Origin of the sequence: Nonomuraea sp. B19D2, assembly GCF_040137845.1 — a bacterium.
GTDB lineage: Bacteria > Actinomycetota > Actinomycetes > Streptosporangiales > Streptosporangiaceae > Nonomuraea.
In genome coordinates, this window is sequence record NZ_JBEFAK010000023.1 from 18,052 (window position 1) to 31,151 (window position 13,100).

At 69.9% G+C, this 13,100-nt stretch carries 12 protein-coding genes; 6 read left to right on the top strand and 6 right to left on the bottom strand.

The window, feature by feature from the left end; translation table 11 throughout:
- Positions 1 to 33: 33 nt before the first annotated feature.
- A complete protein-coding gene (locus ABN273_RS34455; RefSeq protein ID WP_349453276.1) occupies positions 34 to 3,993 on the top strand; it encodes an nSTAND1 domain-containing NTPase in 3,960 nt (1,319 codons plus the stop codon).
- 124 nt (positions 3,994 to 4,117) lie between these two features.
- Positions 4,118 to 4,372, top strand: coding sequence for a hypothetical protein (locus tag ABN273_RS34460; RefSeq protein ID WP_349453277.1), 255 nt, complete (start codon positions 4,118 to 4,120; stop codon positions 4,370 to 4,372).
- 207 nt (positions 4,373 to 4,579) lie between these two features.
- Here the strand turns inward: ABN273_RS34460 and ABN273_RS34465 are convergent, their stop codons facing one another.
- The 5 genes from ABN273_RS34465 to ABN273_RS34485 all read right to left on the bottom strand — a co-directional run bounded on the left by ABN273_RS34465 (position 4,580) and on the right by ABN273_RS34485 (position 8,958).
- Positions 4,580 to 5,563 carry a hypothetical protein gene (locus ABN273_RS34465; RefSeq protein ID WP_349453278.1) on the bottom strand — a complete coding sequence of 328 codons (984 nt, stop codon included), beginning with the start codon at positions 5,561 to 5,563 and terminating at the stop codon, positions 4,580 to 4,582.
- 249 nt (positions 5,564 to 5,812) lie between these two features.
- A complete protein-coding gene (locus ABN273_RS34470; RefSeq protein ID WP_349453279.1) occupies positions 5,813 to 6,412 on the bottom strand; it encodes an HAD family hydrolase in 600 nt (199 codons plus the stop codon).
- 143 nt (positions 6,413 to 6,555) lie between these two features.
- Positions 6,556 to 7,095, bottom strand: a complete 540-nt coding sequence (locus ABN273_RS34475; RefSeq protein ID WP_349453280.1) for a phosphatase domain-containing protein — start codon at positions 7,093 to 7,095, stop codon at positions 6,556 to 6,558.
- 31 nt (positions 7,096 to 7,126) lie between these two features.
- On the bottom strand, positions 7,127 to 7,717 hold the full coding sequence (locus ABN273_RS34480; protein ID WP_349453281.1) for a CGNR zinc finger domain-containing protein: 591 nt from the start codon (positions 7,715 to 7,717) through the stop codon (positions 7,127 to 7,129).
- Positions 7,718 to 7,893: 176 nt separating this feature from the next.
- Positions 7,894 to 8,958, bottom strand: a complete 1,065-nt coding sequence (locus ABN273_RS34485; RefSeq protein ID WP_349453282.1) for a serine hydrolase domain-containing protein — start codon at positions 8,956 to 8,958, stop codon at positions 7,894 to 7,896.
- Between the two features lie 299 nt (positions 8,959 to 9,257).
- Between ABN273_RS34485 and ABN273_RS34490 the strand changes: the two genes are divergently transcribed.
- Positions 9,258 to 10,727, top strand: a complete 1,470-nt coding sequence (locus ABN273_RS34490) for an alpha/beta hydrolase (RefSeq protein WP_349453283.1) — start codon at positions 9,258 to 9,260, stop codon at positions 10,725 to 10,727.
- Between the two features lie 77 nt (positions 10,728 to 10,804).
- Here the strand turns inward: ABN273_RS34490 and ABN273_RS34495 are convergent, their stop codons facing one another.
- On the bottom strand, positions 10,805 to 10,990 hold the full coding sequence (locus ABN273_RS34495) for a hypothetical protein (RefSeq protein WP_349453284.1): 186 nt from the start codon (positions 10,988 to 10,990) through the stop codon (positions 10,805 to 10,807).
- Between the two features lie 66 nt (positions 10,991 to 11,056).
- Between ABN273_RS34495 and ABN273_RS34500 the strand changes: the two genes are divergently transcribed.
- The 3 genes from ABN273_RS34500 to ABN273_RS34510 all read left to right on the top strand — a co-directional run bounded on the left by ABN273_RS34500 (position 11,057) and on the right by ABN273_RS34510 (position 13,087).
- Positions 11,057 to 11,413, top strand: coding sequence for an ArsR/SmtB family transcription factor (locus ABN273_RS34500; RefSeq protein ID WP_349453285.1), 357 nt, complete (start codon positions 11,057 to 11,059; stop codon positions 11,411 to 11,413).
- A 391-nt stretch (positions 11,414 to 11,804) separates the two neighbouring features.
- Positions 11,805 to 12,377, top strand: a complete 573-nt coding sequence (locus tag ABN273_RS34505) for an ATP-binding protein (RefSeq protein ID WP_349453286.1) — start codon at positions 11,805 to 11,807, stop codon at positions 12,375 to 12,377.
- Entirely contained in the window at positions 12,323 to 13,087 is a 765-nt protein-coding gene (locus tag ABN273_RS34510; RefSeq protein ID WP_349453287.1) for an alpha/beta fold hydrolase, read from the top strand. The genes ABN273_RS34505 and ABN273_RS34510 overlap by 55 nt, the downstream gene beginning before the upstream one ends.
- Positions 13,088 to 13,100 lie beyond the last annotated feature (13 nt).

Below are 13,100 nucleotides of genomic sequence, written 5' to 3' on the forward strand. Positions count from 1 at the left end.
CCGGATGGACGCCCGCCTCCCGAGGCCCGCCGCATGACCGGCACCGGGCACCTGCCCGCCCCGCGGGCGGTGCTGACACGGGAGCTGAACCGCCTGGAACAGCGGGCCCGCGACCGGGCGACCGCGTTCTCGCGCGCGAAGGTCATCGACCAGGCCAACCTCCTGCTCGCCAAGCAGCAGGTCACAGCGGGGCTCACCCCGCAGACGGTCAGTGAGTGGATCAACAAGGGCAGTGTCGCCAGAGAGTTCCCTCTGCTCTGGGCCCTGGTCCGCGTGCTTCTGGAGCACACGGACGTCCCGGCCCCCTACCACCCGGGGCACGCATGGTGGCGCAACGAGCATGATCTGTGGAAAGCCCGCTGGGAGCAGGCCCGAGCCGCCGGTGCGCGGCACCCGGTCGACTCCCGCCCCGCGGCCGTCGGGCCGGGCGAGTGCCCGTACCCGGGATTGGCCGCGTTCGGCCCCGAGACGGCGCGATACTTCTTCGGGCGCGAAGAGCTCGCCGACACGCTCGAGGCCCGGGTGCGGACGCAGACCGCGCTGGACGGCCCGCTGCTGGTGGCCGGGCCTTCGGGGGCGGGCAAGTCGTCGCTGCTGCGGGTCGCGCTCCTCCCCGCCGCCGACCGGTCGTCATCCGGCGCGCCGGTGATCTTCACGCCGGGGGAGGACCCCGTCCAGGTCCTCGCCGAGCGGTTCTGCGGCGACGGCGACCCGGCTGACGTGCGGCGGCGCCTGGTCGAGGACCCCTCGTGTCTACGCGTCCCGCCTGGGCAGGACGCTCACCCAAGGACCGTCATCGTCGACCAGTTCGAGGAGATTTTCACCGCTCGCGTCGCGGAGAGCGAGCGCCAGGTCTTCATCCGGGCGCTGCACGCGGCCTGCGCGATGGCGGTGGTGGTGATCGGGATGCGCGCCGACTTCTTCGGCCACTGCGCGGCCTATCCCGAGCTGCTGCCCGCCCTCCAGAACCCGCTGATCGTCGGGCCGATGACCACGGCGCAGCTACGCGAGGCCATCGAGGAACCCGCCAGACGCGCGGGTCTCCCCGTCGAGGCGGGGCTGGTGGATCTGCTCCTCGACGACCTGGGAGCCACCTCCACCGTGGGCAGCGGCGTACTCCCGCTGCTCGCCCACTCCCTGCTCGTCACCTGGAAGCATGAAAAGGGGCAGCAGCTCACGCTGGCCGGCTATCGCGCGACCGGAGGGATCGGCAAGTCGCTGGCCCACACCGCGAAGGACACGCTGCAGGGGCTCGATCCCCTCAGCCGCCCGGCCGCCCGGCGGCTGCTGCTCCGGCTGGTCCGCCTCGGCGAGGGGACAGAGGACACGCGCCGCCGGACGCCACTGACAGAACTGCTCCCACCCGAGGGCACCCCCGAGCACGAAGCAGTCCGCCAGATCCTCGACACCTTCGTCAAGTCCCGGCTGGTGACCGTGGAGCAGGACACGGCCGAGATCACCCACGAAGCCCTGATCCGGGCCTGGCCGCAACTCCGCGCCTGGATCGGCGAGAGCCGGGCCTCGCTGCGGGTCCGGCAGCAGCTCGATGAGGACGCCAAGGAGTGGACCAGGAAGGGGCGCGACCCCGCGTTCCTCTATCGGGGCACGCGCCTGGCGATCGCGCGGGACGCCACCAAGGACGACCAGGCGGAACTCGGGCCGGAGGCACAAGCCTTCCTGGAAGCCGGCATCCGGTACGACCAGGCCGAGCGAGACGCGGCCCGGCGGCGCAGCCGCAACCGCAGGGTGCTGAGCACGGCGCTGGCGGTCCTGCTCGTCATCGCCATCGGCACCGCGGCGACGGCCATCGTCCAGTGGCGGGCGTTGAACGAGCGGGCCCAGACCATCTCCCGGCAGCTCATCCAGGCCGTCGGGAGCCGGGCGGCGGGGCTGGCCGTCACGATGCGCCGTGCCGATCCGATCACCGCCAAACAACTCGCCGTCGCCGCCGCGAGCCTGGCCCTCGACAGTTACGAGGCCCGCCACGCGCTGCTGACCCTCTACGCCCAGCCGGAGCTGTACACCTACCGTCCCCCGGGCGTCGATGAGAGCTGGCGCACCGACACCGACCGAACCGGCCGGCTGCGCGTCTATGTCCGGGGCAACGACGTGAAGATCACCGACATCGACGCGCGCCGGGTGATCAGCTCGTTCATCTTCCCCGGCCAGCCCTTGAACACCGACGACTTCGCCCGGCTCAGCCTCAGCGACGACGGAAAGACCTTGGCGCTGCCCCTGCAGGACGGCACCGTCGTCCTGCTGGACACCGCGACCGGCCAGCCCCGGCCGATCACCATCGAGGCGCCGCCGATCCTGGACCTCCTCGGCGACCACCTGCTGCTCACCAAGGGCCCCGCCATCACGAGCCTGTGGGACACCACGTCCGGCGAGCTCCTGGGGCGGATTCCCGGCTATCGGACGTCGGCCGAGGTCACCCCGGACCAGCGATATCTGATCACCACGAACGACACGTCGCTGGACTTCTGGGATCTGCGCACCGGCCGCAAGGCCCGCACCGTACGGCAGACCAAGGAAGCCAAACCGATCTCCAAGATCGAATTCAGTCCTGACGGCAAACTCCTCGCCCTTGTCCAGAGCAACGGGCGCGTGGAGGACAAGCGGCTCGGGCTCGTCCCCTTCAGCCGGCTCGACCCCTCCCGGATCAGGTGGCGGACCATCCCCGCGCCCTCTGTGCCCGCCGTCGACGAACAGATCATCTTCGACTCCACCGGCAGGTACGTCTCCTTCAACGGCGCCGTATGGGACACCAGGGACATTTTGGCCTCGAAGACCGCCGTGGACGCGTTCGACCATCCGATCTTCGCGCACGCCGACGCCAAGTGCGTCAACTACAGGTTCGGGCCCGGCGATCGCACCCTGCGGTGTCATCAGGACGCCGCTTCCAGCACCGTCGTGGTGTCTCTCGGCGCCGTCCGCGACCCGGTCGCCTTCAGCGACCGCCCGAACGGCGCCATCGCGGAGCTCAGCGACGACGGTTCGACCGTCGTGGTCGCCGATGTGGGCCCGGTCAAGGATCTGGGGCCGCCCACGATCTGGGATCCCATCACGATGGTGCGCCGGAACACGATCCCCGCCGAACGGCAGGCCGGCTTTGTCGGGTACCGGCTGTCCTCGGACGGTCGCCTGCTGGCCGTCATGGAAGGCGACGGGAACACCTACATCTGGGACGTGGCCACGGGGCGCAGGAAGGCCGTCCTGAGGACCCGGCTCGGCCCCGCCGTCTTCGACTCTGTCGCGTTCTCCCCCGACGGCAGGACCTTGGCCGTACTCACCATGCACAACTCCAGGAAGGCCTCCCTCCTGACGCTGTGGGACATCACCTCGGAAACCCCGCGCGCCTCGGTCGTCGGGCAGCCCGCCGCCGGACAGTACGGGGACCTGGGCATCGACATCTGGGACCGTCACATCTTCTTCAGCCGGGACGGCCGGACCATCGTCTCCGCCTCGGACCAGGGCATTGTCGACGCCTCCACCGGCGAGCGGGTGGTCCCGCCCAACTCCGGCATGGATCGTCCCGTGGCGCTGAGCCCTGCCGGAGTTCTCGCCGACTTCCACAATGACAGCGGCAAGCTCACGCTCCGGGACAGCCGATCACTCCAGCAGGTGGGGCAACTGTCCATCGGCGGCGCCCCGGCGGCCTTCTCCCCCGACGGACGTCTCATGGCCGTGGCGAACGCGGCGGACCAGATCCAGCTCTGGGACGTCGCCACCGACCGGCCTCTCGGGCTGCCGTTCGCCGGCTTCCAGCCGGATGACAGCTCCTTGGGGCTCAGCACCCTGAACGCGCTGGCCTTCGCCCCGGACGGCTCGGCCGTCCTGGCCCTCGATGGCCACGGCCGGCTCCGCACCCACCTCATCGCGCCCGGCAAGATCAAGAGCGAGCTCTGTGCCGAGTTCGGCGCCCTGTCTCCGACGGACTGGAACACCTACCTCCATGATCTCCCCTACCGGGACAGCTGCCGGCCGATCTGACGTGATCACATGTCACGATTTGCGGGCTGGGCCGGCCGGGCCGCCGACAAGGAGCAACTGCGCGCCCGTGCGTGGCGGTGATGGTGAAGCGCGGGACTGTGACGTTCAGTACGTCGTCAGGGGCGTGGTCGCGGACGTGGCGGACGGTCAGTCCGGGGCCTGGGCTGCCCGCATGCAGGAGGCCGGCCGGGGTGGTGGGGTGGCGTCCGGCCAGTACGTCGATACCGGCGGTGAGGACGTGGCCGGGTTTCATCGGTTCGTCACCGAGAACGAGGTGGACGTCGATTCCGCCTGTTCCCATGACGCGGAGCAAGGTGAGCGGGCCGGCGGGGGTATCGGCGACTTTGGCACGGTCGAGTATGTGGGTGCGGCGGCGTAAGACATGAATCTCACGTCCGGCCCACGGGCCGGCCTCGAACAGGTCGATGCCGTCGGTGAACGGGCGTAGCCACGTGGTGCGAACGGTCAACGCCATGGCCAGGACAAGGAGCACGCGGCCGGTCTTGGGCGAGGACATTTCTGGCCTTGCGCTTTCCAGGCACGTTGCCACGATTCCGCCTGCCCGCGGGAGGTCAGCCGTTGGAGCTCACTGGACGCTCCAGGCCTCCTTCCGCGGCGGATAGGCGAAGGTCTGCGTATCGGCCCAGTCCTCTCCGACGACGCGGTAGTCGTGCGCGGCTTCGCTCGCGGTGTGGTCGCGGCCGATGTCGACCGTATCGGCAGTCGACCAGACACCGTTGACCTTGTGCTCCACGGTGTAGAGAAACTCGTTGAAGCCCGAGGAGGACACGCACGTGTTGACGATGGTGAGCGAGCGTCGCCCTGTCGTCAGATTCGGCGGGATGGTGACGATCTGGTTTCTCCACTTGTAGATGCTGTCCTCTAGTAGCGGTCGCCATTGTGCGGCCGGGGTTCCGTCAACGGTGATGGTGGCATGTTGCAGACCGACGCCTGCATCCAGCCGGCGGATCAGCCGTACGCCCGTATTGGCCGGGTCGACAGTCACGGTGAACCGGCTCCACCCCCCACGAGGGAACGCACGACCATCGTCACTGACGATGTGGGCGGGATTCACGACGGGGTCAGCCACCCCTTCGGACGCGCCGCGTTGCGGCGTTACTCCCTGAACAATGATGACGCTCAGGGTTGCCGCAGCTGTCGGCGCGGCCACCGCTGTGAGCAGGGCGGCTTGGCGCCAACGTCGGCCGCCGGCACGGGCCGTCCCCGTGCTGCCAGGCGCGGCCATGATCGGGGCAGCGAGTGGCGTGCCATGGGAGGACTCGACGCTGTGATGCTCCTTGGACCCGGCGGGCATCTGATTGACACGCACCCGCTCCCACGCCCGTTCCCACGCCGGGAGCTGATGATCGGGGACGCGGCATCCCTTGAGGAACGCCACCATCACCGCCTTCTTGGGGAAGCGCCGACCGGCCAGCATGTCGGCGCAGGTCGTGCGTGGCAGCCGCGTTCCGCCCGCCCTGTCCGCCCGTGCCTGAAGCTCTCGAAGTGACACGTCGGCCCGCACGAACTGCCCGGCCAGCAGTTTCACCAGGTCCTCGTGGCAGGTCACCGACTCCAGCCCACCCTCACTCGCCTCTCCTGCAGGCCGAGGGTCTTGGTCGCCTTGGGGGGACTCGCTCATCTTTCCCAGACCCTGTCCTCTCCTGATCGGGACGCTCAGGCTCACATGCCGCGCCAGACAGTGTACGAGCGATTGCTCACCGTGTCCGGGTCCGGTGATGGAGCGGCAGCCCGGAGGCGAGCCCACCCCACCGGTCCAGCGCCTCGTCCGCGATACGACCGGGTCGGAGGCGCCGACTCAAGCCCGGCCGAGGGCCGGCCGTACGTCGATGACCCGCATGCCTGCCACGAGCGCCGCGGCGGCTCCCTCGTCGCTGTCCTCATAGGCCACGCAGTGCGCCGGGTGGACCTCCAGCCGCTCGGCGGCGAGCACGTAGACATCCGGAGAGGGCTTGCCGTGCCGGACATCGTCGCGGGTGACGACCGCGTCAAACAGCGGGCGCAGTCCCGTGGCCCGCAGGCCCTCCTCCACGCCGCGCCGCGAGCCGCCCGACGCCACCGCCATCGGCACCCGCCCGTGGTGCGCCCGGGCCACGGCCGCCACGGGCTCATGCGGCTCCACCGCGCCGACGAGGCGGCTGTAGGTGTCGAGCGCGGCAGCGCGCACAGCGGCGTGGTCGAACTCTCGTCCGATCTTCGCCGCCAGCTCGGTCATCAGGGCGTCGGCGGGTAGACCAGTGCGAGCGCGATACCACCCGGGGTCGAGCTCGATGTCCCACTTCTCCAGCGCCGTCCTCCAAGCGCTCTCGTTGGCCGCGGCCGTGTCGAGGAGGGTGCCGTCACAGTCGAAGATCAGGGCGGCGTACGGCGGCTCCGGATGGAGCGGGGAATCGAGCATGGGCACACCTGCGAGTCGGGGAACACAAGGCCTGCTCCAGCGTAGAGCGGTCGGACGCAACGAAGTGAGGCAGGCGGCGCCAGAGGACGTACCCGCAGCTGGGAGGCCGTAGGTGCTCGGGCCCGTGCCGGCCGCGATACGGCTCAGCGCGATGTCTCAGGATCGGCCCCCTGGTCGTGCGGGTTCGAGCGGAGGGACGGTGGGAAGCGCAGCACCCAGCGGCGCTGCCACGGGGTCTCGATGGCCCGATGGTGGTGGTGGTCACGTGTCCAGGCGACGGCGTGGGCCGGGTCGAGACCGGCCAGGACGGCGAGGCAGGCGATGACCGTACCGGTGCGCCCGACGCCGCCCCCGCAGGCTACCTCCACCGCGGCGCCCGCCCGCGCCCGCTCGTGCAGCGCGTGGATTTCCCGCGCGGCCAGACCGTGGTCTCGGGGCAGCCAGAAGTCAGGCCACTGGATCCACGTGTGAGGCCACCGCAGCTCGCTCTCGTGGCGGCGGCGGAGCCGTTCGGAGCCGAGGTAGAGGCCGAAGTCGGGCGTTGGCCCCGCCGGCAGCGGATGGCGCAGGCCGCGGCCGCGGATCCAGGAGCCGTCCGGGAGCTGGAGGGCGCCGACGAGCGGCGGCCCGCTCACCGGCCGGCCGACCGGGTCGGCTGTTGTGCGGTCGCTAGGGTCTTGCATCGAGTTCTCCTTGTGTCTTCCACTGTGTCTCTCACGGGGCGGCGCCGCCCAGCCGCTGCCGTGCGCGGTGATTGGCGACATTGAGCCGGTTGCCGCACAAGTCAGGCATGCAGTAGACGCGGCGCCCCCCGCGACTGGTGTCGACGAACACACCGCGGCAGCCCGGAGCGACGCAGGCGCGGAACCGGCCGTGGCCGAGAGCACGGACGGCCCCGAGCAGCCCGACACCGATGATCGCGGCCAACTCCTCGGCCAGAGATGCGCCCGGCGCGGTCGGGACATACCACTGCCAGCGCCCGCCGGGATCGCGGTCCAGCACCGGGCTGAGACCGGCCCGCCTGGCCAGCACGGCAGCGCCCGCGACCGCCTGATCCTCCGTCTCGGTCTCCACGACGCCACGCGCTTCCCGGCGCAGCAGGTGAACCTCGCGGACGTCCTCGCCGGTTGGCGTCGCTCCGTCCGCCAGGGCGTCGAGCCGCAGCCCGCGCCCCGCGAGGAACCGCAGCAACGCTTCGGGGGTCGGCAGGGCCTCCCCGGCCGCGGCCTGCACGGTGGGTGAGGTGTTGGCCAGGTCTCCTGCCAGGGTCGCTCCCACCGCATAGTCGGTGATGGAGATCCGCATGCCGCACCCACTTCCCGGTAACCGATAAAACGATGTTATAACCCTTACAGGGGGTGGGGTGACGGAATACGCCCGAGAGCGCTCCATCGCCGAGCATCAACTGGTCATGTCCCCGGCGGCCGAGACAAGGGCGCTGCCCCGTACGACGCGTGCCTGGTCGTGGTTGACCGAGGTCGTCAGCGCGCGGTCCCGCAGAACGCCTTGATGGCGATGCCCATGACCTCCTGCGTGGACGGGTTGCGGGTGGAGGGGTTGATCGACATGGTCATCGACTTGCCCGAGTCCGAGCGGAACGCGAACGTCAGGTACCCGATCAGCTCGCCGCTGTGACCCCACACCGTGCCGCATGGCAGCGTGTACGCCTGCAGGCCGGGCCCGTAGCCGAATCCAGCTCCTGTCTCAACGGGCGTACGCATGGCCCGCAGCGATGCAGCGCTGGTCAGCTTGCCGCCAAGCAGGGCGGACATGAACCGCTCCAAGTCCGCCGCGGTCGAGATCATCTCGCCCGCCGCCCAGTCGAGTGAGGGGTTCATCCGCGTCGCATCCACGAGCTGGGGGATCGGCTCGTACCCCTTGGCGTGCGGCGCGGGCACCCCCGCCTGATCGCCGGGCACCACCGTGTGGCGCAGCCCCAGCGGGCGCAGGATGCGGCGCCTGACCTCCTCGCCGTAGGGCCGGCCGGTCAGCTTCTCCACCAGGAGCCCGAGCACCACGTAGTTGGTGTTGGAGTAGTGCCACTTGCCGTCGTCGGGCAGTTCCTTGGCGAAGGCCACTTTCAGCAGCTCACGTGGCTGGTAGGAGCGGAACCGCGCGTCGCCGCGCCACCGGTTGGTCGAGTACCCCGGCTCGCTCATGTAGTCGTACAGGTGGCTGGTGTGGTTGAGGAGCCGGCGGACTGTGATGCGTTCCCCGCCCGGTACCAGACCCGGCAGGTACTGATCGACGGGATCGTCGAGCCGCAGCTTGCCCTCGTCCACGAGCTGGAGCACCACGGTGGCGACGAACGTCTTGGTGACGCTGCCGATCCGGAAGTGCCCGTTGGGCGAGGGCCGACCGCCGCGCTTGATGTCGCGCACTCCCGCGGTGCCGGACCAGGTCCACTCCCCGTCGGAGACCCGCGCCAGAGCAGCCGTCGCCCCATTGCTCTCCACGATCTTCTCCAGCTCGGGACCTACCCCGGCGCCCTGGCCACCTGTCACAAGAGTTGCCGCTACCAGTGCGTTCGTCAGCATCTGCATCATGGGGCTCAACGCTATGGAGGGCTGACCCCCGGCAGAATGAGGTGCTCCGCCTTGTTGCCCTGCGGAAAACCACACGTCGGCGGAGCAATTGTCGACACCTGTGGATCGGGTGGGCGGCCGTCGGCGCACTTGCGGCCTTGACCTCGACCGCACCAGCCGCGGTGGGGATCTCACGTCCTTCCGGCCCACCCCGAACCATCCCTGAGCTGACCCTGAACGGCCCCTGAGAACGGTTCTGTTCGGGCTTTCCCGCACCTATCGTGACGGACGCCCCAAGATCCATTCCAGGAGGAAAACTCATGCACAGCGTGGCCGCGTTCGTCATCGCGGGTCTCGTGGCCGGTTCAACTCTCGGTGCCGCTCCCCCCGTGAGCGCAGCGCCGGCGAGCATCCAATGGACACCCTGCAAACCGGACAGTCCGGAGTGGGCGGCGTGGAAGGGGGCGGAGTGCGCGGCCCTCCGGCTGCCCGTCGACTGGGCCCGTCCCGACGGGCCCACGTTCGATCTCAAGATCGCGCGCCGTACGGCGACCGGCCCGGGAACGCGCGTCGGCACCCTGGTCTTCGGCCCGGGCGGGCCCGGCGACTCGGGCGTCGAACGTGTGGGCACCGGCATCACGCGCTTCAGCGCCGAGGTCCGCCGCAGGTTCGACATCGTCAGCTTCGATCCCCGCGGAGTCGGCGGCAGCAGCCCCGTGACCTGCCCACCCGAGAAGCTCGCGGCCCGGCCGTCGCCGAAGATGACGAGTCAGGCCGACTTCGAGGCCACCGTGAAGTACAACCGGGAGCTGCGCGACGAGTGCCGTCAGCAGACCCCGAACGGCGTCTTCGACCACCTCGACTCAGCCCAGACGGTCCGGGACCTGGAGGCCCTCCGCGTGGCGCTCGGGGAGCGCAAGCTCACCTTCCACGGCAGCTCGTACGGCACGATGCTCGGCGCCCGGTACGCCGGGACCTATCCTCGTCACGTACGGGCAATGGTGCTGGAAAGTGTGATGGACCACAGCGTCCTCCGCACGCCGACCTTCCTGGAGACCGGGGCGGCGGCCGCGCAGGATCTTTTCGACGAGTTCGTGAAGTGGTGCGGTCCCAACGCCGAGTGTGCGCTCCATGACCGCGACATACGAGCCGTCTGGAAGGGACTGCTGGCCCGCGCCGAGAGCGGCCGGCTGGCCACCCCGCCGGACCTGGTGCGCAAACTGGGCCCCACCGTTTCCTCGGTCGACCTGGTCAACGCGATCGCCTTCCGGCGGTTCTACGAGGGCGACTTCGCGGGCCTGGCCAAGGAGATCGACGCGATGGACAGGAGCGCGCCGGTGAACGGCCCGGCGCCGAGGTTGTCCCCCTTGCCGCCCACCACTCCGATCTTCTGCTCGGACTGGCGACTCCCCGTACGGGACTATCGGGAGTACGCGTCGCTGGTGCGGCGGATGAACGCCACCGCACCTGACATGCCGTACCTGCTGCCCCTCCGGATGGTGGCCGCCTGCCTCGGCGCGCCGACCGCCAATCCCCAGCACCACCTCGAGCCGACGGCACGCCAGGCCCCGCCTGTGCTGCTGTCCAACGCGCTGCACGACCCGGCGACGCCGCACCGGTGGGCCACGTCCGTCGCCCGCCAGTTCGGCCGGAAGGGCGTGCTGCTGACGTACGACGGCTGGGGCCACGGCAGCGCCACCAGCGGGCCCTGCATGGAGAACGCCGTTGACCGTTATCTCACCGACCTGGCGGTCCCACCTCGCGGCACCCACTGCCCCGCCGTGCGGTAGCAACTGCGGTGATCATCGACCGGGACGAGGCTGTGGCCGCGCTGCGCGAGATCTGCGGGGAGTGAGAAGCCGCTGTCTTATCGCGGGTTCGCCGTCGGCGACACGGTCGGCGTCGTCCCGGCGTTCCACCAGCCGCAGTACGGCACGTACGGCGACCACGTGCTGGTCCCGGCCACCGCGACCGTGCACCGGCCTGCGTCTTCAACCTGGAGGACATCGTCGCCGGCCACCTGGAGTCCGGCACAGAGCCCGAAGCCTGGCACGCCCGCTCCTTCGACGCCCGTCGTAGTATGACGGGTCAGGCCCAATTCCCGGAGGAGGAGACCCACGTGGCTCGCCCGAAGACCACCCCCCGCACCGTGGACAACCCCTCCGTCGCCGAGGTCACCCTTCAGCAACTCCTCGAAGCCGTCGCCGACCCCGTTCGCCGCTCGGTGATCGCCCAGCTCGCCACCGCGGGCCACGACATCAGCTGCGGCGCCTTCGACCTGCCCGTCTCCCGCTCGACCGCCACCCACCACTTCAACGTGCTGCGTGAGGCCGGCATCATCCACCAGCACTACCAGGGCACCACCAAGATGAACTCCCTGCGCCCGGACGACCTCGACGCCCGCTTCCCCGGCCTCATACAGGCCATCATCGACTCCTGCGTACGCGAAAACGACCAGGTCACCGAAGTCCGCTAGGCGACCGCGCCGGTCGTGGGCACACTCCGCGATTTGCGGCCTCCTGGATTGTGACGCGGTGCGGACGCATCGACCGCCTGACCGCCCTCCGCGACCGCCTCGCCGCACGCCTCATCCTGCGACGCGGTCTGCTCGCGGGCGCCGCCCGGTCTGCCGCCGCCGCAACAAAAGATCCACTTTTTCCGCCGTTCGCGTTGACAACGGCCTTACAGCGATCGATGCTTTCCTCGCTGCACGCCCACTTTTTGACCATCACGCCCAATATTTGGGCATCTTGGAGAGTCCACGCCGTGTTCGCGATTCATCGCCTGGAACCCGAGATCGGGCGCGGTACGCAATGCCCCAGGGGCCTGCCGACCCGCCATTTACCGCCGATCGGAGGGAACGCGCCGTGAATGTCGTCACCGAGCTCCCGAGCCGGCTGCTCTCCCGCTGGTGCGATCTGCCCTGCTCGCCGATCGCGTCATCCATCGCCCGCCACTGGGTGTCGGCGATGCTCGCCTCGTGGGACCTGTCCGTCTCCCCCGCCGACGAGGCGACGATCACCGAGCTGACCAGCGAGCTGGTCACGAACGCGGTCCAGCACGCGGCTCCGCCCGCCGACGGATCCTCCGACATAAGGATCAACGTGCGGGTGGGGGCCGCCACGATCTGGCTGGCGGTCTGCGACCACGATCCGACCCTGCCCACGCGGCGAGATCCCGACTTCCTCGCCGAAAGCGGGCGCGGACTGTTCCTGGTGGAGGCGCAGGCCGACCGGTGGGGCGCTGTCCAGCACGAAAACGGCAAGTACGTCTGGTTCAGCATGGACTGCCTCGGCGGCGTGCGGTACGCGGGCGAGACGCTTCCTGCCACGGCCTTCGCCGGCCACTCCGCATCCGGTGCCACGAACACGAAGGAGAATCCGCCATGTCCCCCGTCGTCCTCCCCCACGACGTCCGCGGCTCCGGGCCGCACTGCGTGATCGCGTTGCACGGCTGGTTCGGAGACCGCGGCTCCTTCAGGAAGATCCAGCCCTACCTGGACGGCGACGCCTTCACCTACGCCTTCCCCGACTATCGGGGGTACGGCGAGGCGCGCGACGTCACCGGCGAGTACACCCTGGCTGAGATCGCCGCCGACGTGACAGCGCTCGCCGACAAGCTGGGGTGGGAGACCTTCTCCCTGGTCGGTCACTCGATGGGCGGAACGGCCATGCAGCGCGTGATGCTGGACGCGCCGGGCCGGGTCCGCAAGCTCGTCGGCATCTCTCCGGTGCCGGCCTCCGGCGTGCCGTTCGACGAGCAGGGCTGGGCGCTGTTCTCCGGGTCCGCCGAGGAGCCCGCCAACCGCCGCGCGATCATCGATCTCACCACCGGCAACCGGCTTCCGGGCGCATGGCTCGATGAGATGGTGCACACCTCGCTGCGGAACTCCATGGTGACCGCCTACCGGGCGTACCTGGACGCCTGGGCCCGTACCGACTTCCACACCGAGGTGGCCGGCGCCACCACGCCCGTGCTCCTCATCGCCGGCGAGCACGATCCCGCGCTCTCCGCCGATGTCATGCGGGCCACGTGGCTGCAGTGGTACCCGAACGCCGAACTGCTGACGTTCGCAGACGCCGGCCACTACGCGATGGATGAGACACCATTGGCCCTGGTGTCCGCCATCGAACGCTTCCTGACCGCCTGACGATCTCTTGGAG